Here is a 21,326-nt window from a genome sequence, read left to right on the forward strand (position 1 = left end):
TTGTTGAACGTCAGATTTGTTACCGCCGAAGGTGCGTCCATCACGGCCGAGGCTGAGCCGGGCACGCGCCTCCTTGCCCTCGCGCAGCGTTGCGGGATGCCGCTTGAGGGAACCTGCGAGGGACAGATGGCCTGTTCCACCTGTCATGTAATCATCGCACCTGAATGGTTCGACGTTCTGGACCCGGCCTCCAATGACGAGGAAGACATGCTGGACCTTGCCGCCGGCGTCACCCGGACCAGCCGCCTGTCTTGCCAGATCGAACTGACCGATGCGCTGGATGGCCTGGAAGTGCGCATCCCCGGTGTCTCGCGCGACATGCAGATCGGCTGATCCTGAAGAATCGGAACGAATCGGGAAACCAAGCTCTGGAAAACACGGGAATCCGACTTGGCACCGGCAGGAGCGCTGCTAGGCTTCCGGAATGGTGACCACGACCGACGAAGATTCAGACCCGTTCGACGCCATTGTCGACGCGCCTTTCGATGCCGCGCTTTCGCAGCGCTACCTCGTCTATGCGCTTTCGACGATCACGGCCCGCTCGCTGCCGGACTTGCGCGATGGTCTGAAGCCGGTACACCGGCGCCTGCTCTGGGCGATGCGGCAGCTGAAGCTGGATCCGGCCAGCGCCTACAAGAAATCGGCCCGCGTCGTGGGTGACGTGATCGGTAAGTACCACCCGCATGGCGATGCGTCGGTCTACGATGCGATGGTCCGCCTCGCGCAGGATTTCTCGCTGCGCTATCCGCTGGTGCAGGGCCAGGGCAATTTCGGCAATATCGACGGCGATAACGCGGCAGCCTACCGGTACACCGAGGCAAGGCTGACGCGCACGGCGATCCACCTGATGTCGGGGCTGGACGAAGGCACTGTCGACTTCATCCCCACTTACAACGGTGAAGAGAGCGAGCCGGAAATCTTCCCCGGCATGTTCCCGAATCTGCTGGCGAACGGCTCCACCGGCATCGCCGTGGGCATGGCCACCTCTATCCCCAGCCACAACGTCGCAGAGATCATCGATGCAACGATGATGCTGGTCGACAATCCCCATGCCGAGCACGAACAGCTGATGCAGGTGTTCCATGGCCCGGACTTCGCCACCGGCGGCTTGGTGGTGGACAGCCCCGAAGCGATCAGCCACGCCTATGAGACCGGCAAGGGCGCCTTCCGCGTGCGCGGCCGTTTCTCGACCGGCAAGGATGCGGCGGGCAACTGGGAAGAATCCGGGATCGAGCGACTGGGCAGCGGCCAGTGGCAGCTCGTCATTTCCGAAATCCCCTACATGCTGCCCAAGGGGAAGCTGATCGAGCAGGTTGCCGCGCTGATCGGCGAAAAGAAGCTGCCGATCCTGGAAGACGTGCGCGACGAGAGCGACGAGCAGATCCGCATCGTCTTCGTGCCCAAGAGCCGCAACGTCGATCCGGAGATGCTGAAGGAGAGCCTCTACAAGCTCACCGATCTGGAAAGCCGCTTCTCGCTCAACCTCAACGTGCTGGATTCGCACCGCACGCCGGGGGTGATGGGGCTGAAGCTGTTGCTGTCCGAATGGGTCTACAGCCAGATCGACATCCTGCTGCGCCGTACGCGGCACCGGCTGGAAAAGATCGCCTCGCGCCTGGAACTGGTTGCCGGCTACATCATCGCCTACCTCAACCTCGACCGGATCATCGAGATCATCCGTACCGAGGATGAGCCCAAGCCGGTGATGATGGCCGAGTTCGAACTGACCGATCGGCAGGCCGAAGCCATCCTCAACATGCGCCTGCGCAGTTTGCGCAAGCTGGAGGAAATGGAGCTTCGCAAGGAGCATGAGGAACTGTTGCGGGAGCAGGACGAACTCAACAAGCTGCTGGAAAGCCCGGCCCGCCAACGCACGCGTCTGAAGCGCGACCTGACCACGTTGCGGAAGGAATATGCCGAGGATACCGAACTCGGCCGTCGCCGCACGACGATCGCGCAGGCTACGCCCACGGTCGAATTCAGCATGGACGCGATGATCGAGAAGGAACCGGTGACGGTGATCTTCTCGGCCAGGGGCTGGGTGCGTGCCGCCAAGGGCCACGTTCCGCTGGACGGCGATTTCAAGTTCAAGGAAGGCGACGGCCCTGCGTTTGCGTTCCATGCGCAGACCACGGACAAGATCCTGATCGCGCTGGACAATGGCCGTTTCTATACGGTCGGTGCAGACAAGCTTCCCGGTGCGCGCGGCTTTGGTGAACCGATCCGTACGATGGTGGACATCGATGCCGATGCGCACATCGTGGCGGCGCTGCCGTTCAAGCCGAAGTCGCAGATCTTGCTGGCGTCCAACGTCGGGCGCGGTTTCGCGGTGGAGGCCGAGGAATTGCTGGCCGAAACCCGCAAGGGCCGCGCGGTCATGTCCACGAAGCCCGGCGTCAAGCTGATGATCGTGCGTGAGATTCCGGCCGAACACGATCACGTCGCCGTCGTTGGCGATAATCGCAAGCTGGTGATCTTCAGCCTTGAGGAATTGCCGCTGATGGCGAAGGGGCAGGGCGTCACGCTCCAGCGCTATCGCGATGGCGGGCTGTCGGACCTCATCACGCTGAAGCTGGAGGATGGCCTTTCGTGGACGATGGGCGGCGAATCCGGCCGCACGCGGACCGAGAAGGACATGGGGCTGTGGAAGGTCGCACGCGGCGCGGCAGGCCGTCTGCCGCCGACCGGGTTCCCGCGCGATAACAAGTTCCAGGGATAATGGCAGGGACCGGGGCGCCGATTAGCGGGCGCTCCGGGCTTGCTTGCGGACTTCAGACGGCGACTTCGATGGTGTCGCCTTCTATCCGCACCTCATAAGTCTCGATCGCGATTGTCGCGGGCGGGTTCATCGGTGCGCCTGTCTCCAGATCGAAGCGGGCGCCGTGGACCGGGCATGATATCCAGCCATTGCGCATCCGGCCGCATTCCAGCGTCTCGTAGGCATGACTGCACAAGTTGCGGACGGCGAAGATGCGATCCTTCGTGTTGCACAAGAGCATGCTGATCCCGTTCACCTCGACAACGATCTTGGCGCCGGCGGGAACGTCTTCCAGTTTGGCTGCGGCAACGAAGGTCTTTTCGCTCATCTTCTTCCCGGTTTTGCGTGGGGTCTTGTTCTGCGACCTGCTTGTCGCGCCTTCGTGGCGCAAGGGCCGGCAGGTCGCAAGCAGGATCAAGCAAGAGGCTGTACCGTGGCGGTCATTTCGTGGGCAAGCCGCCGACGCGATAAGACGCGTGAAAGAACATGCGCTTCGGGAGAATACGGGTGGCAACCAAAGGCAGAAGCGACGAGAGCTTCGATGTCGTGGTGGTGGGATCGGGCTCGGCCGGGGCGATGGCCGCGCTGCGTAGCGCGGACCTAGGCCTGAAAGTCTTGATCGTCGAGAAAGCGCACAAGTTCGGCGGCACTTCGGCGACGTCCGGTGGGGTGATGTGGATCCCCAATCACGGGCTGGATGGCGACAAGGGGGACAGCCGATCATCCGCGCTGGAGTATCTCGACGCGACCATCGGCGTGCCGGTGAACCGCGAGCGGCTGGAAGCTTTCGTGGATGAAGCGCCGAAGATGCTGCACTTTCTTAAATCGACCGGAGTGCAGGTAGCGGCGGCCGCTTGGCCGGACTATTTCCCGAACCGGGCGGGCGCGCGGGCGGATCGTTCCGTAATCGTGCCGACTTTCGACGGGCGTCGACTGGGAGATGGTCGCTACGCCTTGATGCGGGAGCAGTACAACCGCTTCAAGCTGTTCGGCCGCTATGCGATGGACCTGACCGAGACCTTTGCGCTGATGATGCAGTCCAAGGGCTGGCGCATGGTCGCGGGCAAGATGATCGGACGATACTGGATGGACCGTTCGACGCGCAAAGTCTCGCACCGCGACAAGCGCTTCACCCAAGGCGCGGCGCTGATGGGCGCGACTTACGAACAGGTGTTCGCGCGCGATGTCGACCTTCGGCTGGAGACGGCGCTGGAAGGGTTGGCGGTGGACGAAGGCGGACGTGTCACCGGGATCGAGGTGTCCAACTTCGGTCGCAAGTACACCGTGGAGGCGCGGCACGGCGTGGTGCTGGCGGCGGGCGGATTCGAATGGAATCAGGCGCTGCGGGATCGCTTCTATCCGGTGCCGGGGCTGACGCGGCACTCCTCGACGCCTGAGGATGGCAATCGTGGCGAGGCGCTGGTTGCGGCGGAGGCGGTGGGCGCGTCCACGGAGCACACATCGCAAGGCTGGTGGATTCCGACGATGACGTTGCCAATGAAGGGTGCGTCGAATTTTCACGAAATCCATCAGGCAGCATTCGATGTGGGCCGTCCATGGAGCGTGGTCGTCAATCGCAAGGGCGTGCGCTTCGTGGATGAGGCGTGCGGGTACGACCAGTTCGGTCAGGCGATGGTACGCGATCAGATCGAGAGCGGCGCGAACTGTCCGTGCTGGCTCATCTTCGATGCCAAGTTCCGCAAGAAGTTCAGCGCCGGCGGTTTGATGCCCACGGTCCATACGCCCGAACACAAGGTGCCGGACGACTGGTGGGATCACTACGTGTTCCGCGCGGATACGATCGAGGAGCTTTGCGCCAAGACGCATTTGCCGGTGGAGGCGGTGCGGCAGACGGTCGCCAACATGAATGCCTATGCGAAGACGGGCGTCGATCCCGAATTCGGGCGGGGCATGAACCCCTATGACCAGATGTTTGGCGATCCCTCGTCCACCCCCAATCCGAATATCGGGCCGATCGACAAGGCACCGTTCTATGCGGTGCCGATCAATAACGGTGATCTGGGCACCAAGGGCGGCTTGCGCTGCGATGCACGGGCGCGGGTGTTGGATGGGGCAGGGCAGCCGATTGCGGGACTTTACGCGGCGGGGAACAATTCGGGGACGCCGTTCGGGGACACGTATCCGGGAGCAGGGGCGACCATCGGGCCGGCAATGACCTTCGGCTTCGTTGCGGCCAATGACATTGCCGAACGGGCGGGAAACCAGCGAGCGGGCTGAGGGCTTGAAGAAGCGGGATCCCGGCCTTCGCGGGGATGACGAAGCAGCTTGGATTTGGCGAAGCTTCGATCAGCACACCGCCAATCAGATGCGTGCAAATAATATTCCGTCATCCCCGCAAAGGCGAGGATCCCGCTTCTTCAAGCGGTGGCGGAGCAAGCGGAGCAGGATAGATGCAAGGCAATGTAGCAATCGTCACCGGAGCGGCAGGCGGCATAGGCGAGGCGATCGTGCGAGCACTGGGGGCGAAGGGCGTCAAAGTCCTGGGCACCGGACGCAATGCGGAGAAGCTTCAGGCGCTGAAGGACACGCTCGCGGGTACGGTAGAGTTCGAATTCATCGCCATTGACGCCACGGCCGATGAAGCTCCTCGCGCCATTGTCGATGCCGCGATGGACAAGTTCGGGCGGCTGGATGTGCTGGTGAACAATGCCGGATCGTTCAACTTCGGCCCCGTGGACCAGACCACCGATGCCATGTTGGACGAAGTGCTGGGCATTTCCCTGCGGGCGCCGTTCCGGCTCTGCCGGGAGGCATTGCGGGAGATGGGCGCGGGAAGTTCGATCCTGTTCATCGGCTCTACCTGGGGCCTCTACGGCACGCCGGGCGGAGGGGCCTATTCCACCGTGAAGGCCGGGCAGATCGGGCTGATGCAGACCATGGCGGCCGAATATGGTCCGCGTGGTATCCGATCGAATTACGTTGCGCCGACCGTGGTGCGTACCGAGATGACGACTGCGTTCTGGGACCTCGACTTTTTCCGCCGCACCAACCACGAACTGACCCCGCTCCAGCGCGACTGCTCGGCGGCGGACATCGGCAACATGGTGGCCTTCCTCGTTTCGGATGAGGCGGGTTTCGTCAATGGACAGACCATTGCCGTCGATGGCGGCATTTCGACCACGCGCTATGTATCACCCGCCGCGATTGGGGCTGTCCGCCAGTAATTGCGTCGTCTCTAGCGGGGCGGTTTGCAGGCCTTGCCTTCGTAGGCGAAGCGGATCGTCTTGTATTCGCTGCCGCTCCAGCGGGCGATGGGGAAGCAGAATCCGGGGCCGCCGATCTCGATGTCGGGGTAGCCGTCCACGCCGCGCGTCGTCTGGAAGGTGGCAATGCCGGTTTCGTTGGCCATGACCTGCCAACCGGACGGCGTCTGGCGCAGAAGTTGAAAGCCTGCGCCGGCCATGCCGAAGCATTCGGTGCCGTCCGCCGTGATCAGCGCTTCGGCGCGGCCGTCTCCGTTAATGTCCTTGAATTCCACGTTCTGGCGCGTGACGGTGGTGGCTCCGTCGCAGCCTTTCCAGGTATTGCCGGCCTTAACATAGCCGGCCGCGCGCATGAGTTGGTCGAACTGAGCAGGCGTCAGCGCCGGTTTCGGTGCCTGCGCCGCTGCCGGAACTGCAAGGACAAGGGCGAGCAGGGCGGTTCTGTAGGCAGCAGGCATCGTTCCTCCCCATTCCGGCCTTCGGCCGGCCTGGTAAACCCCTTGCCGCCGAAGGTGCGGCGATCCTCCTTGCCCGTCAATCCGGACGAACCACCAGTCGGTTATGGCCAAGAGACGGTTTTCGCCGGGGCGTTGGTCCTGCGCTTGTGGGCCGTGGGTGCGCTGGGTAACGCCGGAGGAAAGCAAAGACGAAGGATGCCATGCAGTTCGAATGGACCGAGGAACAGGACGCGTTCCGGCACAAGATCCGGGACTTTTTGCATGCGAACCTGCCGAAAGACTGGGAAAAGTTCTCCGAACATGGCCCCGCGTCGCCCGCGTTGACGGCTTTTGCGCGCACGTTTTGTGTGAAGCTGGCCGAAGTCGGCCTGCTGTTCCCGCACTGGCCGCAGGAAATGGGCGGCGAAGGGCTCGGCCCGTGGGAGCAGCAGATCCTTTCCGAAGAGATGTGGATCGCCGGCGAGCCACGCGGCGGGCAGTACATGAACGTCAACTGGATCGGCCCGACGCTGGAGAAGTACGGCACTGCCGAGCAGAAAGCGCGCTACCTGGAACCGATCACGCGCGGGGAGTCGCTGTGGTGCCAGGGCTTTTCTGAGCCCGATGCCGGATCGGACCTTGCCAGCTTGCGCACCCGCGCGGTTCTGAAGGACGGAAACTACGTCATCAACGGCCAGAAGATCTGGACGTCCTACGCGGGCCTTGCCGATACCTGCTTCCTGCTCACTCGCACCAGCGACGACCGCAAGAAGGGCATCACCATCGTCCTGGTGCCGATGGATACGCCGGGCATCACCGTGCGCCAGATTCCCTCGCTGATCGGTGAGGGTGATATTCACGAAGTCTTCTTCGACGATGTGACCGTGCCTGAAACCGCTCGTTTTGGCGAGGAAGGGCAGGCCTGGGAGATCGTCGCCTATTCGCTGCGTAACGAGCGACTGGGAATCCCCCGCTTCACGCTGGCCCGTGCCGCGCTGGACCGGGCGGTAATGACATTGCAGGAGCGAGGTGATTTCGCCCGCGAGTATGTTCGCATCGAGGCAGCGCGCTGCGCGGCGCTTTGCGAGGCGGCGGGAACGGCGAACTATGCCGTCGTGCAGAAGCGCGTGGACGGGCTGGCGATCGGCGCGGAGTCCAGTTCGGCACGCTATGCCACCGTCATGGCCGAACGCGCCGTCTGCGAATTCGTGGTGGAATTTCTGCCCGAAGCGCTCGCGGGCAAGTCGCCCTACCTCAAGATGCATCACCAGCGGGGTATCGTTGCCGGGGTCGCCGCCGGGTCCGCCGAGATCCAGCTCAACATCATCGCCAGCGACGTGCTGGAACTGCCCCGGGAGCCGCGCTGATGCAGCTTGCCTTGAATGAAGACCAGACACAGGTCCTCGATTTCGTCGAGGCCCTTGCGCGGCCGTTCGCTTCCGCACCGCTGCACGATGCTGGATTGGCGTTGGAGAGTGAGGAACTCGACGCTGCCCTGGTGGAGAACGGTTTCCTCGATGTCATGGCGGTCGAGGAACTGGGCCCCGTCACCGCCGCGCTGGTGGTCGAGAAGTTGGCCCGCCTGCCGTTCGCGGTGGAGGCTGCGGCATCGGCCCTGGTGCGCCCGCTGATCGATCCGGAACTGCCGCGTCCGCTCTGCCTGGTGGAGGAAGGACGGACTTCGGCGCTGCTGCGCTTCCTGCGGCCGGGTGCGACGGTGGTTGTCGTCGGTCCCTCGGGCGTGCGCAGCTTTACGGCCAGCGAAGACCTGATCGCTTCGGCGCAGGAGGATACGCTCTATGCCTATCCCGTCGCGTTCCTCACCGGTTTGCCCGAGGCGATGACCGCGCACGATATCGATCCGGCAGAGGTGACGCGCGCTTGGCGCGTGGCGATGGCGGCGGAAGCGGCGGGCCTGCTGGGTGCGGCGCTGGCAAGCGTCGTGACCTATGTTTCCGAGCGCAAGCAGTTCGGCCGGCCGCTGGCGACGTTCCAGGCGATGCGGCACCGGCTTGCCGAAGCGCAAGTGGTGACCAACACCGCCTACTGGCTCGCCATGCGGGCGGCGGCGAGCGAGAATCAGGCCGATGCGGCGATGGCTTTGCTTCATGCGCAGGAGGCGGCCAAGCGGGTCTGTTACGACTACCACCAGTTCCTTGGTGGCATGGGCATGACGCTGGAGCATCCGCTGCACTTGTGGACCTATCGGTTGAAGCTGCTGACAGCAGAACTGGGCGGCCGGGGAGCGCAGGGGCTCGCCGCCGCCGAGGCGCTCTGGGGATAGTTGCGTCGCAGAGCCTACATTGCCGACGGGTTTCGTTTTGGCATGGTGGTTCTCCCGATTGCCTGATGCCGATAACTCCCGGCGCGATGGCGTAAACGCGCGCGCGATATCCGGTCCGGTACGGTCGCGGCGGGTGCGAGGCCATGCAAAAATCCCTGCCGACACAGAACATCGACGAGTGAGAGCAAGGATGCAGGGAAGAGATCTGATCGATCTGGACGGGCAAGTGGCGCTGGTCACCGGTGCAGGCCAGAACGCCGGGCGGGCGACGGCGCTGGAACTGGCGCGGCACAATGCCGGCGGTATCGCCGTCAACGATTTCGTGCCCGAACGGGCCGAGGCGGTGGCGGCCGAAGTGCGTGCCATGGGCGTGCCTGCGCTTGCAGTGCCGTTCGACGTTACCGATCTTGAAGCGGCAAAGGCTGCCAATGCCGCGATCACGGCGGAACTGGGTGCGGCGACGGTGCTGGTGAACAATGCCGGCATGGCGGGCCCCGGTGCCTCGATCCGGCCATCGCAGCATTTCTGGGAGGAAGATCCCGCCCACTGGCAGCGCTATCTGGGTACCAATCTCTACGGCGTCTACAATTGCTGTTTCGCCTTCATTCCCAACATGGTCGAGGCGAAGCGGGGGCGCATCGTCACCATCGTTTCGGATTCGGGACGGGTGGGTGAGGCCAAGCTGGCGGTCTATGCGTCCTCCAAGGCTGGTGCGCAGGGCTTCATGCGCTCGATCGCGAAGGAATTGGGGCGCTACAACGTCACCGCCAATTGCGTATCGCTCTCTGCTCTGCTGCCGGACATGGATGAAGATCAGCGTCAGCAGATCATGCAGGGCGACCACATGAGGAACCTGATGACGCGCTATTCGATCCGCCGCTGCGGGAAATCGACCGATGTGGCTGCGTTGGTGACGTTCCTTTGCTCCAACGCGGCGGAATGGATCACGGGGCAGACCTATCCGCTGAACGGAGGCTACGCGCCGTCCGCGTGATCGTTCCATTCGCGGCCGGTGATCAGCCGGCCGCGACAATTTCAGAGGATCAGCCTCTGGCTCCCCGTGCGAACAGCCGCTCCGTGCAGACGGTGTAGCTGGGATCCAGCGCGCCTTGGCCGAGCGTGCCGCCACCGTCGAAGGGCCGGCGCAGCTTGAAATCGTACGTGACGACGCGCTTGGAAAAGCGCCATTTGCCATCGGCGCAGCGTCGATATTTGTCGATGTAGCGGACGGCCATGAAGTCTTCCTGCTGGCCACCCTCGCGCGTGGGGATCAGGTGCCAGGCAAGGGCATAGACTTCGCCGCTGGCACTATCGCCGTCCACCGCGATCAGGTGATTGCACACGTGGTGGCCCGAATAGGGCATGTAGGGGAACGATCCCGCGATGAACTTGCAGTAGTCGTCCGCCGATCCGTCGAACGAATCGCCGTGGGTGTCGGTTGCGTCCTCGGTGTAGAGATCCCGCAGCAGGTCGATGTCCTGCCGGTCGATCGCTCGTGAGTAGAGCAGCACCAGTTCGCGGATCGCATCCTTATCCAGCAGTTCGCGCAGCGCCTTTTCGTCCATATCCGGTCCCTCCCGATCTTCCGTGTTCTAAAGCAGGGCGCCGCCGTCCACGGGATAGACCTGCCCGGTGATGAAACTTGCTCGCTGGCCGGCGAGGAAGGCGACCATTCCCGCCATCTCATCCGGATTTGCGAATGGCCGGCCGACGAACGTGCGTCGCTGGCGCAAGGCTCGGTCTTCCTCGCGCACGCTGGCGGTACCTTGGCTGAACAGGCCGGATTGCGGGTGGAAGCGGCTTCCCTTGCTGAAATCGGCAGCGTCGCGGGAGATGGTGGCGTAAGGTGCCACCGCGTTCACCCGGATGCCGTGCTGGCCCAACTCCTTCGCCAGCACGACGGTGAAACTGTGCACGGCGCCTTTGGCGGCCGAATAGACAGCCAGTTGATAGTCGCCCACCAACGCCGCCGTCGACCCGACATTGACGATGGCGCCGGCCTTGCGCGCGATCATTTCCGGTAGCACCGCATGGGTCATCCGCAGAACCGTGCCGAAGTTGAGGTCCAGGTCCGCCATCCAGGTTGCCGGATCGGAATCCGCGAAGAAGCCTTGGCCGACATTGCCGCCCACGTTGTTTACCAGCACGTCGATCGGGCCCAGCGGCTGCGCAGCCTCCAGCACGCGGGCCGGGCTGCCGGGATCGGTTAGGTCGGCGGCAACGAACAGGGCATCGGGCGCTCCCGCGCGAAGGCAATCGTCGATCAGTCTGGCGCCGGCTTCCTCATCGCGGCCGATCAATACGGTTTTCGCGCCTTCGCCTGCCAGTTCCAGTGCGATGGCTCGGCCGATATTGGCGGTTGCTCCGGAAACGATCGCCAGTTTGCCCGCAAGACCGAGATCCATTGCCCCGCACTCTCCCAATTGCATTGGCAAATGGGGCTAGTGCGGAACCGACAGCAGGGCAAACCGCCAGAGCGATCAGCCGCCGCGATAGGCCGGAGGTGAGATCAATCGTCGGAATCGACCGGGGAATCGTCCCGCATCTGCGGCTTGCGCGATGTCAGCACGCAGCGCGTCTCCGTATCGTTGCCGTCCGCGCCGACGATGCGGACGAAGCCGGGGGAGATGCGATGCAGCCGCAGGCCTTTCAGCCCGCCTCCGGTCATCACCACGGAGTCGCCGGTCAGCAGATAGCTGCCGCGCACACCGTCCACGCCCTTGTAGCTGGAAAAGTTGACCACCTGGAAATCGAGCGTGGGCGCCGGGGTGCCGACGGCACCACCTGCATCGCCATCCTTTTCGCAGGAATATCGGCCCAGCGAGAGCGTGCCCAGCGTGCCGCCGGGAACCGGGGGCGGCGCGGGGCGAGCCGCAAGCGAAGATGCCAGCGCAACCAGCGTGATGGACGATAGGGGCAACAGGACGAGGCGGGCGCGATTCATGACCAAAGCGCTAGCATTGGCGCGAAGCAATTGCCACAGTCGGTGTCCTAAGCTAAGGGCGGCTGCTTCGCCGCCCAGCGGCTCTTTCCCATCGAAGGCTCACTCATGAAGATCAGCGGCGTCGACATTCGTCCCGGCAATATTCTCGAATACGAAAAGGGCATCTGGAAAGTTGCCAAGACGCAGCACACCCAGCCGGGCAAGGGCGGCGCCTTCATGCAGGTCGAGATGAAGAACCTGATCGATGGACGCAAGACCAACGTGCGCTTCCGCAGCGCCGACACCGTCGAGCGTGTTCGCCTCGACACCAAGGATTTCCAGTTCCTCTACGCCGAAGGCGATAGCCTGGTGTTCATGGACATCGAGACCTACGAACAGATCCAGCTTCCGGCCGACCTTCTGGGCGACGCTGCCGCCTTCCTGCAGGACGGCATGCAGGTTCTCCTCGAAATGTGGGAAGAGCGTCCGATCTCGGTGCAGCTGCCGGAACAGGTCGAAGCCAACATCGTCGAAGCCGATGCCGTGGTGAAGGGCCAGACTGCCTCGTCCAGCTACAAGCCTGCCGTGCTCGACAACGGCGTGCGCGTGATGGTTCCGCCGCACATCGAAAGCGGCACCCGCATCGTCGTCGACGTCTATGAGCGCGCTTACGTGCGCAAGGCAGACTGATGCGCCGGGCGGTCGTTTCCGCGCTGGCCATGGGCTCGCTGGCGTTCGGCTCCGTGCCGGCGCTGGCTGCAGCCAAGCCGGCAGCGAAGCCGGCCGCCGCCAAGCCTGTCGCCACCAAGTCTGGCGCGACGGGCACTGCAGCCCAGCCCGCGCCCCCGCCGGAGGTTCAGCACGCGTTGCTTTACCTCAAGGTGCTGATCTCCGGTCTCCAGTCCGACAAGGTCGAGGAACCGGTGAAGGGAGTGCTGGTGGGCTGCCTCTACAACAATTCCCTGGCGCGGATCAGCGGTGCGATGGACAAGGTCATCGTCGACAATCCTGAAAAGGTACATCGCGACAAGCCTGACGAATTGCTGCGCGCCATGGTGGCGATCTGCAATCACAGCGATCAGAAGCCCGCAGGCGCACCGGCTCAGCCGCAGGGGCGCTGATCAGAATGGCGGCCGCACTTTTCGGGGCCGCCCCAAGCCACTAAACATCGGCCGGCACATCCGGCCCACGAAGGACTAAGGTATTATGGCCATCTCCGGTCTCATTCGCGTGATGGAAAAGGCAGCCCGCAAGGCGGGTAACCGGCTGCGTCGCGACTTTGGCGAAATCGAGCACCTGCAGGTCTCGCGCAAGGGACCGGCGGACTTCGTTTCGAAGGCCGATCAGGCGTCCGAACGCACGATCTGGGACGAACTGCGCGCCGCGCGCCCCGATTGGGGCTTCCTGTTCGAGGAAGCGGGCGAGATCCTGGGCGAGCCCGACAAGCCGCGCTTCATTGTCGATCCGCTGGACGGCACGACCAACTTCCTCCACGGCATTCCGCACTTCGCCATCTCGATCGCTGTGCAGGAACCGCGTCTGGACGGGAAGGGCTGGGGCGAAGTGACCGCCGGCCTGATCTACAACCCGGTCACCGACGAATCGTACTGGGCGGAAAAGAGCCGTGGCGCCTGGCTGCACGACAAGCGTCTGCGCGTTTCGTCGCGTCGCCACATGGACGAAAGCGTGATCGCCACCGGCATTCCTTTCGCCGGCCATGGCGATGCCGGCCAGTGGACCCGTATCTATCACGCGCTGGCCCCGCAGGTTGCGGGCATCCGTCGCTTCGGTTCAGCCGCGCTGGACCTCGCATGGGTTGCCGCCGGCCGTTACGAAGGCTTCTGGGAAGCCGATCTGAAGCCGTGGGACACTGCGGCCGGCTGTCTGCTGGTGCGTGAGGCCGGTGGCTTCGTGTCGGACTGGAAGGGCCGTTCGCAGCCGATCTGCGACACCGAAATCCTTGCCGGCAACGATGTTCTCCACTCCCGTCTACATAAGTTGCTGGTAACCGCACTTAAGTGACTTGAGTGCGACGGCCGGCGCGGCTAAGCGAGACGCGCCGGAGCCGTTCGCCTTTGTGCGGCGGCAATCACGCGTGAAGCGTGCCCCTGTGGCGGAATGGTAGACGCGAACGACTCAAAATCGTTTGTAGCAATACGTGCCCGTTCGAGTCGGGCCAGGGGCACCACGCGATTTACGGCAACGGCAGCTATCATTTAGCTGCCCGTCCGTCATCGGCGGGTGACGGTCTTTCTGCCAAGCCACTGATAAGATGGCTTTTCGCATGAACTTGCGCGCGGTGTAACGGTTAAACACTGCCATCCTTCCCCGATTTGCGGCATTACCAGTTCGTCGCTCGATGCGTCGATGTTTCCCTGTCGCGGACCTTGCCGGCTCAGGCTGTCTTCCTCCGGGTCCTCGCGATAAGCATGCGCGTCGAGAACTGCTGGAATCCGGCCCGTTTCACGAGTGCCGAGATGAACCGGGCGCGTGCGGCTTCCCCTACTGCCGCCGATCGGTTTCCGGCATTTCCCGCAAGCCAGGCCACGCCGTTCCCCGAGGATGGTGAAGGCCCCTTCGGGTCGCAAAACGGGCGTGAGTTTCCGCTCCGCCCCGCCACGCCGACATGCTCCGGGGGGAGCATGTCGGCGTGGATCGCCCGCGCAACACGCGGGCCGAACGCAAAACCGCGTCCGATTGCAGGCAACGGGCGGTGAGTACGTTTGCCAAGTCTCTCTTTCCGGACTATTTTGTTCGGGAAGGGAATGACATGGAACGTAGTGCCACCGAATTCCAGGGCGCCCTTTCGCGCGTTGTCGATTCCGCTACTTTCCGTTCTTCGCCGCGTCTGGCGGAACTTCTCACTCATCTTGTTCAGCAGACTATTGCCGGTCACGCAGATCGCCTGAAAGGCTATGCGATAGCGCTCGATGTCTTCGGTCGGGATGAGGATTTCGATGCCTCTTCGGATTCGATCGTGCGTGTCCAGATGACGCGCCTGCGCAAGGCATTGGTCGAACACTATGCCGGAGAGGGGCAAGACGATCCGGTTCGCATCGTCATTCCTCGTGGTTCCTATGTCCCCTTGTTGGAAGATGCTCCGGTTCGCGCGGTGCTGCCAGCACCGCAGCAGCCAACGCCGCCAGATGCACCTAATGAGCAGGTACAGGCGGCAGTGAAAGACGAGGCGAGTGGCGCGCAACCGTTCGCGCCCGGTGAACCCTCATCGGCGGTATCCGCTACAGACACCCCCAAGGCCGCGGCGCCGGCCGGGGAGGACATGGTCCATTCGACCAGTGCGCTGAATCTTCGCCGCCGGGCCTGGGTTCTGCTGGCCGTGCTGGCCCTCGCGGCGGCCTTGCTGATCGTCTATTGGCCGGGCGACGATCGGGATACCGCCATCGCCCGAGCCGGAGAGATGCCGCAAGGCCCCACCGTCTTCGTCATGCCCTATGCCCTCAGCGGGGCGACGCCGCAGATCGCACAAGTGCGCGATGGCATTCAGTATAATCTGGTCAATTATCTGTCGCAGCTTCCCAACATGGCGGTGATCGGTCTGGACGAGGGGACGATTTCACCTTCGATAGACAGGCAGGCAAGGGCCGCGCCGCGTGGCAGTACATTCGTGTTGCAAGGCTCCGTGGTTGCATCGGGGGACAAGTTCCGCGTCAATTCCAGCCTTGTGCGGATCCCGGGTGGCGTTGTCGTATGGTCGGAAAACAGCGAACTGCTCTCCTACGATCCTCTCCACGTGCTTCAGTTGCAGTCGGACATCGCGCTCGGCGTCGCTTCGCGTCTCGGGCAACCGTACGGCGTGATACACGAGACCATGCGGCAGAATCTGGAGAACCACCGCAGCCTCTCGATGGAAAAATATTTCTGCGAACTGCGGGCCTTTGAGTTCATGCGGACCAAGGAGCCCGGCACGCTGGCTCCGGTAAGAAGCTGCCTGGAACGCGCCGTTCAGGAAAAACCGAATTATTCGGACGGTTGGGCCTTGCTGTCCTGGCTCTACACTTATGAGGCCGTGGCGGAAGGCACTGGCAATTCGCCCGCCGCACTGGATGCCGCCAACAGGGCGGTGGCGGCAAATGCGACGAACGCGATGGCCTACCAATATCTGGCGATCGCGCGTTTCCATGCCGGAGATTTCGACGCAGCGCGTGACGCCATCGGCAAGGCGCTGGAGATCAGCCCCAACAATTCCGAAATTCTCGCAGAGGCAAGTCGTCTGTTGGGGGCGTTGAGCGAACATGATGTCGCCCCCGCGCTGGCCGAGAAAGCCATTCGGCTCAATCCTGGCCACCCGGCATGGTACTGGTCCGGCCTGGTGATGGATGCTCTCTATCGTCAGGATGGGGCGCAGGCGTTACATTTCGCGCGCCTCAACGCGGAAGATCGGGGCTTGATCCCGCGTTACCTGCTGGCATCGGCCTACGCCCTGAACGGACAAAAGGATGCGGCGGCCGAGGTGCTGGAGAAGGCCGCGCGGGACTATCCCAAAGTCGCGCGCGATCGCCGGCAATTGATCCGTGAACTGCACATGCCGGACTTCGTTACCGGCCCGTTGGAAGAAAATGGCCTGCTGGGCCCGTGAAATGTTGGGGCGAAGCCTTTGAGCAGATGGGGAATCGCGCTTGTCCTGTTCGGCGTTGCGCCATAGGTTTCGTACCATGAACGCAGCTCTCTATGCCGCCACTCTCGGCCTGATCGCCACCGCTTCCTCTCCGGCGCTGGCCGCCGCGCCGCAGGACGACGTTTCCGCCACCATTTCGCGCGATTTGCCAGGCTTGATGGCGATCTACCGCGATCTTCATGCCAATCCGGAATTGAGCATGCAGGAAATGCGCAGCGCCGCCATTCTGGCCAAGGCTGCGCGCGCAGCCGGTTTCACGGTTACCGAGAAGGTTGGCGGCACCGGCGTGGTCGCGGTCCTGAAGAACGGTGAAGGGCCAACCGTGTTGATCCGGGCCGACATGGATGGCTTGCCGGTGGTGGAGCAGACCGGACTTCCCTTCGCCTCCACCCGGCGCGGAACTTCCACTGCCGGGGTGGAGAGCGGGATCATGCATGCTTGCGGGCACGATACGCATATGACCGCGTGGATAGAGACCGCGCGGCTGATGGCGGCGCGCAAATCGGAATGGTCGGGCACGCTGGTGATGATCGGGCAGCCGGCCGAAGAAACCGGGGAGGGCGCGCTGGCGATGCTCAAGGACGGGCTCTACGCGCGCTTCCCCAAGCCGGACTACACGCTGGCCTTCCACGACTCGGCCGATCTGCCTGCCGGGCAGGTCGGCGCGGCAATCGGATGGGCGCTGGCCAATGTGGACAGCGTCGATATCGACGTGAAGGGCATCGGTGGCCACGGCGCCTACCCGCAGGCCACGAAGGATCCCATCGTCCTTGCCAGCGCCATCGTCATGAAATTGCAGACGCTCGCCAGTCGGGAGACCAATCCGCTCGATCCGGTGGTGGTGACCGTGGGTTCGTTCCATTCGGGCGCCAAGCACAACGTCATTTCAGACGACGCGAAGCTTCAGTTGACCGTGCGCAGTTACTCCGACGAGACCCGCAATCACCTGCTGGACGGCATCCGTCGCATCGCGCGCGGGGAGGCGATTGCTTCCGGCCTGCCGGACGATCTCATGCCGGTAGTGACGGTGAAGGAGCCGCATACCCGTGCAACGTGGAATTCGCCCGAATTCACGCAAGCTGCCGTGGCGGATCTCAAGGTGAAGCTGGGCGAGGGCAATGTGGTGGTGACGCCCTCGGTCATGGGGGGCGAGGATTTCGGCGAATTCCGCCGCGCGGACGAACAGCATATCCAGTCGGTGATCTTCTGGGTGGGTGGCGTGGATCCGGCCAAGCTGGCTGCGGCAAAATCGGGCGGCGCGGCGCTCCCCTCACTGCATAGCCCGTTCTGGGCGCCGGTGGCGGACAAGGTCATCTCTTCTGGCAGCGAAGCCATCACGCTGACCGCGATGCGCCTGATGCCGCGCAAGTGAGGTGTCGTCGCGGGCCGCTTGAATAGCTGTAAATCTGTCCGACAGTCGGGGTGGATCGCAAGAGAATTTCGCTGGAATCGGGTCGTTTCTGCGGTAAACGCCGTTGTTAGATTTACCGACAGTTTACCCATTTTGCCTAGTCTGGCGTCAAGGCCGCATCCGGCCCGGAAGATGGCTCCCCCGAGACGATGATCCGCCTTTTCAAACATTACATCCCCCACGCGGTCGTACTGCTCTGGCTGGTCGACGTGGTGCTGTTGGCCGCGGCGAACGAAGTATCCTGGCGGTTGCGCGCGGAACAGATCGGGATGGATGCCGGAGATCTGATCGGGCGGTTGGGCGTTCACGCCGCATTTGCGGGGGTGATCGTCCTGGCCATGATTGCGGTCGGCGTTTATGGCGCAGATGCGTTGCGCTCCATGCGGTTCGCCGCCGCGCGGCTGCTGGTGGCGGTTTCGCTGGGCATTATTGCCCTGTCGTTCGTGGACTTTCTTGTCGCCGGCCAACACTTCTGGCGCTCCACGCTAGCCTATTCGATGGCTTTCGCGATCGTCCTGCTGATGGCCAATCGCTTGCTGCTGGGCGGTTTTCTCGGAAACGCGGCCTTCCGGCGCCGAGTTCTGGTGCTGGGGGCCGGGCACCGCGCGCAGCGCCTGCGGGAACTGGGCGAGCGGCCGGAAGGGGGCTTTGCCATCGTCGGCTATATCGCCATGAGCGAGGGCGAGCCGGTCGTGGAAGAGGCGATCTCGCGTGCCGCGATCCACGATCTTACCCGCTTCGTGGACAATCTCGGTGTCAGCGAAGTTGTTCTGGCCCTGGAAGAGCGCCGAAATGCCCTGCCGCTGAAGGACCTCCTGCGGATCAAGACGGCTGGGGTTCACGTCAACGAGTTTTCCAGCTTCCTTGAACGGGAGACGGGGCGCGTCGACCTTGATACCGTAAACCCCAGTTGGCTGATCTTTTCGGATGGGTTCTCATCCGGCCGGATGGTCTCCAGCGCGGCCAAGCGTCTTTTCGACATCTGCGCGAGCGCGCTGCTGCTGACGCTGACGGCCCCGGTGATCCTGCTGTTTGCCCTGGTCGTGAAAATCGACAGCCGTGGACCGGCATTTTATCGTCAGTCGCGCGTCGGCCTCTATGGCCAGCCCTTCGACGTTGTGAAACTGCGCTCCATGCGGACGGACGCGGAGGTGGCAGGTGCGCAATGGGCGGAAAAGGACGATCCACGCGTTACCCGCGTCGGTCGATTTATCCGTAGGGTGCGGATCGACGAACTGCCGCAAACCTGGAGCGTGCTTAAGGGGGAGATGAGCTTCGTCGGCCCCCGGCCGGAACGCCCGCAGTTCGTTGCCGATCTGGAAGAGCAACTGCGCTATTATGCCGAACGCCACATGGTGAAGCCCGGAATTACCGGTTGGGCGCAGATCAATTATCCCTACGGCGCCTCGATCGAGGATTCGCGGCACAAGCTGGAATACGACCTCTATTACGCCAAGAATTACACGCCTTTCCTTGATCTGCTGATCATTCTGCAGACCTTGCGAGTCGTGCTGTGGAGTGAGGGCGCACGATGACGGGCGGGCAGGCAACCATGCTTTGGACCAGCGTGGGTTCGGCGCTTAACCTGGCAGGGGCCATTGCCGTGGCCAGCCTGGGCTTCTGGCTCTGGCCGCGTCGGGTGCGGTTTGGAAAAGCCGGCATTCCGGTCATGGTCGCACTGCTTCTGACCGCGATCTGGGGTGTGGCGGCTGCAGCGAGCGGGGACATGCTGACGGTTTCCTTCGCGGAAAGCGCGCGCAATCTGGCCTGGCTGGTGGCGGTCTACGCGCTGTTCGCCAGCGATGGGCGCCACGCCACGCTCGCTCCGATCCGGCCAGTGATCTATGCTCTGATCTTCGTCGAAGTGCTTCATCTGGTGACGGATCTCGGACTCTCGCGCCTCGCGCTAGAGCCGCGCGTGTTGCAGAATGCTTTCGATTTCACCGTGATGTTCCGCCTGTTGGTGGCCATCGGCGGACTGGTTCTGGTGCACAACCTTTATGCCGGGGCTCCGCGAGAGGCGAGGACTGCGCTGCGGTGGCCGGCGGCGGGCCTGGCTGTCATCTGGGCGTTCGACCTCAATCTCTACACGGTCGCCTATCTCGGACACGCATGGCCAATCGAAATTGCCGCCTTGCGCGGATTGGCGACCCTGGCGCTGGCGGCCTGCCTTGCCATCGGTGCGGCGCGCAACCGCGATGAACTGCGCCTGCGCCCTTCGCGGGCTGTGACTTTCCAGACCTTTTCGCTGCTGGTGATCGGTATCTACCTCGTTGCGATGGTCGCGGTGGGGCAATGGCTGGCCTACGCCGGGGGCGACTTTGCGCGGCTGATCGAGCTTGCCTTCCTGACGATGGCCAGTGCTTTCGCGCTGGTCGTGCTGCCTTCGCGGCGGGTGCGGGGATGGTTGAAAGTGACGATGGCCAAGCACTTCTTCCAGCATCGTTACGACTATCGCGAGGAATGGCTGCGCTTCACCCGCACCATCGGCAGCGGCGGTGAACAGGCGCTGCCGTTGGGCGAGCGTGTGGTTCAGGCGGTGGCCGACGTTACCGGCAGCACTGCCGGATTGCTGCTGACGCCCGGCGATCAGGGCGACCTGACGCTCGCGGCCCGCTGGAACTGGCGTGACATCGACGTACCGGCGATTGCATACCCGCTCCGCGCACTCGCGCCGTTCGAGAACCATGCCTTCATTGCCGATCTGGACGAGCAGCGCACCGGCGTCATGGCGGCGGGGTACGAGGTGGATGTGCCGGCATGGCTGCTCGCTGAACAGCGCGCCTGGGCGCTGGTTCCTCTGGTCCATTACGAACGGCTTGTCGGCATGGTCGTGCTGGCCCGGCCACAACTGGCCCGCAAGTTCGACTGGGAGGATTTCGACCTGCTGCGCGTGATCGGCCAGCAGTTGGCAAGCTATCTTGCCGAGAATTCCAGTCAGGAAGCCTTGGCGGAATCGAGCCGGTTCGAGGACTTCCACCGGCGCATCGCTTTCGTGATGCACGATATCAAGAACCTGGCCAGCCAGTTCAGCCTGCTGGCCCGCAATGCCGAGCTTCATGCGGACAAGGTGGAATTCCGCGCGGACATGCTGGTGACGCTGCGCAATTCGTCGGACAAGCTCAATGCGCTGCTGGCGCGCTTGTCACGCTACGGTAACGGCGCCGTCGACAAGCTGGAGCCGGTGGGGGCCAGCGAGGTCGCGCGTTCGGTGATCGCGCGCTTCCAGGGCAACCCGCAAGTGGTGCTGGCAGAGACGCTGGACGTGATGGTCACCGCCAACCGCCATTCGCTGGAACAGGTGCTTGTCCACCTTCTCCAGAACGCGCTCGATGCCAGCGAGGCGGATAGCCCGGTGTTCCTTTCGCTGGTGAATGACGGGCTCAATGCCCGGTTTGAGGTACTGGATTCGGGCTGCGGCATGTCTGCCGAATTCGTGCGCAATCGCCTGTTCAAGCCTTTCGTCTCCACCAAAAGCGGTGGTTTCGGTATCGGCGCGTTCGAAGCGCGCGAACTGGTACGGGCGATGCGCGGCCGCCTTGAAGTGGAATCGCGTGAGGGGCTGGGATCGCGCTTCGTTGTCCGCATCCCGCTTGCCGCCGCCACGGATTTTTACCAGACGCTCGCTGCCAAGGATCAGAAAGTAGCCTGAG

Annotated in this window: 19 protein-coding genes and 1 tRNA gene; 15 read left to right on the forward strand and 5 right to left on the reverse strand. The window is 63.4% G+C overall.

Going from position 1 to position 21,326, the window contains the following annotated elements; genetic code table 11:
- Together WBP06_RS06090 and parC are read left to right on the forward strand one after the other, a co-directional pair.
- The gene (locus tag WBP06_RS06090; RefSeq protein WP_395332857.1) at nucleotides 1-333 is read left to right on the forward strand and encodes a 2Fe-2S iron-sulfur cluster-binding protein; all 333 of its coding nucleotides are present in this window, start codon (nucleotides 1-3) and stop codon (nucleotides 331-333) included.
- A 91-nt stretch (nucleotides 334-424) separates the two neighbouring features.
- The gene (parC, locus tag WBP06_RS06095) at nucleotides 425-2,719 is read left to right on the forward strand and encodes a DNA topoisomerase IV subunit A (RefSeq protein ID WP_395332859.1); all 2,295 of its coding nucleotides are present in this window, start codon (nucleotides 425-427) and stop codon (nucleotides 2,717-2,719) included.
- A gap of 52 nt (nucleotides 2,720-2,771) precedes the next feature.
- On the opposite strand, the gene WBP06_RS06100 is transcribed toward parC, so the two are convergent.
- On the reverse strand, nucleotides 2,772-3,086 hold the full coding sequence (locus tag WBP06_RS06100) for a Rieske (2Fe-2S) protein (RefSeq protein ID WP_395332861.1): 315 nt from the start codon (nucleotides 3,084-3,086) through the stop codon (nucleotides 2,772-2,774).
- Between the two features lie 179 nt (nucleotides 3,087-3,265).
- Here WBP06_RS06100 and WBP06_RS06105 point away from each other — a divergent pair, with 179 nt between their 5' ends.
- A complete protein-coding gene (locus WBP06_RS06105) occupies nucleotides 3,266-4,996 on the forward strand; it encodes an FAD-dependent oxidoreductase (protein WP_395332863.1) in 1,731 nt (576 codons plus the stop codon).
- Between the two features lie 173 nt (nucleotides 4,997-5,169).
- Nucleotides 5,170-5,943, forward strand: coding sequence for an SDR family NAD(P)-dependent oxidoreductase (locus WBP06_RS06110; RefSeq protein WP_395332865.1), 774 nt, complete (start codon nucleotides 5,170-5,172; stop codon nucleotides 5,941-5,943).
- Between the two features lie 11 nt (nucleotides 5,944-5,954).
- Here WBP06_RS06110 and WBP06_RS06115 read toward each other — a convergent pair whose 3' ends face one another.
- Nucleotides 5,955-6,440, reverse strand: coding sequence for a hypothetical protein (locus WBP06_RS06115; protein ID WP_395332867.1), 486 nt, complete (start codon nucleotides 6,438-6,440; stop codon nucleotides 5,955-5,957).
- A 200-nt stretch (nucleotides 6,441-6,640) separates the two neighbouring features.
- Here WBP06_RS06115 and WBP06_RS06120 point away from each other — a divergent pair, with 200 nt between their 5' ends.
- The 3 genes from WBP06_RS06120 to WBP06_RS06130 all read left to right on the forward strand — a co-directional run bounded on the left by WBP06_RS06120 (nucleotide 6,641) and on the right by WBP06_RS06130 (nucleotide 9,697).
- On the forward strand, nucleotides 6,641-7,786 hold the full coding sequence (locus WBP06_RS06120; protein WP_395332869.1) for an acyl-CoA dehydrogenase family protein: 1,146 nt from the start codon (nucleotides 6,641-6,643) through the stop codon (nucleotides 7,784-7,786).
- The gene (locus WBP06_RS06125; RefSeq protein WP_395332871.1) at nucleotides 7,786-8,703 is read left to right on the forward strand and encodes an acyl-CoA dehydrogenase family protein; all 918 of its coding nucleotides are present in this window, start codon (nucleotides 7,786-7,788) and stop codon (nucleotides 8,701-8,703) included. The genes WBP06_RS06120 and WBP06_RS06125 overlap by 1 nt, the downstream gene beginning before the upstream one ends.
- Nucleotides 8,704-8,893: 190 nt before the next feature.
- Entirely contained in the window at nucleotides 8,894-9,697 is an 804-nt protein-coding gene (locus WBP06_RS06130; RefSeq protein ID WP_395332873.1) for an SDR family NAD(P)-dependent oxidoreductase, read from the forward strand.
- A 49-nt stretch (nucleotides 9,698-9,746) separates the two neighbouring features.
- Here WBP06_RS06130 and WBP06_RS06135 read toward each other — a convergent pair whose 3' ends face one another.
- The 3 genes from WBP06_RS06135 to WBP06_RS06145 all read right to left on the reverse strand — a co-directional run bounded on the left by WBP06_RS06135 (nucleotide 9,747) and on the right by WBP06_RS06145 (nucleotide 11,647).
- The gene (locus tag WBP06_RS06135; protein WP_395332875.1) at nucleotides 9,747-10,268 is read right to left on the reverse strand and encodes a nuclear transport factor 2 family protein; all 522 of its coding nucleotides are present in this window, start codon (nucleotides 10,266-10,268) and stop codon (nucleotides 9,747-9,749) included.
- A 27-nt stretch (nucleotides 10,269-10,295) separates the two neighbouring features.
- Nucleotides 10,296-11,108, reverse strand: coding sequence for an SDR family NAD(P)-dependent oxidoreductase (locus WBP06_RS06140; RefSeq protein WP_395332877.1), 813 nt, complete (start codon nucleotides 11,106-11,108; stop codon nucleotides 10,296-10,298).
- 104 nt (nucleotides 11,109-11,212) lie between these two features.
- Complete coding sequence (locus WBP06_RS06145) at nucleotides 11,213-11,647, reverse strand: hypothetical protein (RefSeq protein ID WP_395332879.1); 435 nt, start codon at nucleotides 11,645-11,647, stop codon at nucleotides 11,213-11,215.
- A gap of 105 nt (nucleotides 11,648-11,752) precedes the next feature.
- Between WBP06_RS06145 and efp the strand changes: the two genes are divergently transcribed.
- From efp to prsK, 8 genes are all read left to right on the forward strand, one after another.
- Nucleotides 11,753-12,316: an elongation factor P gene (gene efp, locus WBP06_RS06150; protein WP_395332881.1), complete on the forward strand. Its 564-nt coding sequence runs from the start codon at nucleotides 11,753-11,755 to the stop codon at nucleotides 12,314-12,316.
- The gene (locus WBP06_RS06155) at nucleotides 12,316-12,747 is read left to right on the forward strand and encodes a hypothetical protein (protein WP_395332883.1); all 432 of its coding nucleotides are present in this window, start codon (nucleotides 12,316-12,318) and stop codon (nucleotides 12,745-12,747) included. Before efp ends, WBP06_RS06155 begins: the two co-directional genes overlap by 1 nt.
- Nucleotides 12,748-12,829: 82 nt before the next feature.
- Nucleotides 12,830-13,648 carry an inositol monophosphatase family protein gene (locus WBP06_RS06160; RefSeq protein ID WP_395334055.1) on the forward strand — a complete coding sequence of 273 codons (819 nt, stop codon included), beginning with the start codon at nucleotides 12,830-12,832 and terminating at the stop codon, nucleotides 13,646-13,648.
- An 82-nt stretch (nucleotides 13,649-13,730) separates the two neighbouring features.
- Nucleotides 13,731-13,814: transfer RNA gene (locus WBP06_RS06165), tRNA-Leu, on the forward strand.
- 582 nt (nucleotides 13,815-14,396) lie between these two features.
- Nucleotides 14,397-16,223, forward strand: coding sequence for a tetratricopeptide repeat protein (locus WBP06_RS06170; RefSeq protein WP_395332885.1), 1,827 nt, complete (start codon nucleotides 14,397-14,399; stop codon nucleotides 16,221-16,223).
- A gap of 76 nt (nucleotides 16,224-16,299) precedes the next feature.
- Nucleotides 16,300-17,634 (forward strand): amidohydrolase, encoded by a 1,335-nt coding sequence (locus tag WBP06_RS06175; RefSeq protein ID WP_395332887.1) that lies wholly within the window; start codon nucleotides 16,300-16,302, stop codon nucleotides 17,632-17,634.
- A 188-nt stretch (nucleotides 17,635-17,822) separates the two neighbouring features.
- Nucleotides 17,823-19,208, forward strand: coding sequence for a TIGR03013 family XrtA/PEP-CTERM system glycosyltransferase (locus WBP06_RS06180; RefSeq protein WP_395332889.1), 1,386 nt, complete (start codon nucleotides 17,823-17,825; stop codon nucleotides 19,206-19,208).
- A gap of 17 nt (nucleotides 19,209-19,225) precedes the next feature.
- Complete coding sequence (gene prsK / locus WBP06_RS06185) at nucleotides 19,226-21,325, forward strand: XrtA/PEP-CTERM system histidine kinase PrsK (protein WP_395332891.1); 2,100 nt, start codon at nucleotides 19,226-19,228, stop codon at nucleotides 21,323-21,325.
- The last annotated feature ends 1 nt before the right edge of the window (nucleotide 21,326 follow it).

The sequence above is a fragment of the Novosphingobium mississippiense genome (assembly GCF_044029535.1).
GTDB lineage: Bacteria > Pseudomonadota > Alphaproteobacteria > Sphingomonadales > Sphingomonadaceae > Novosphingobium.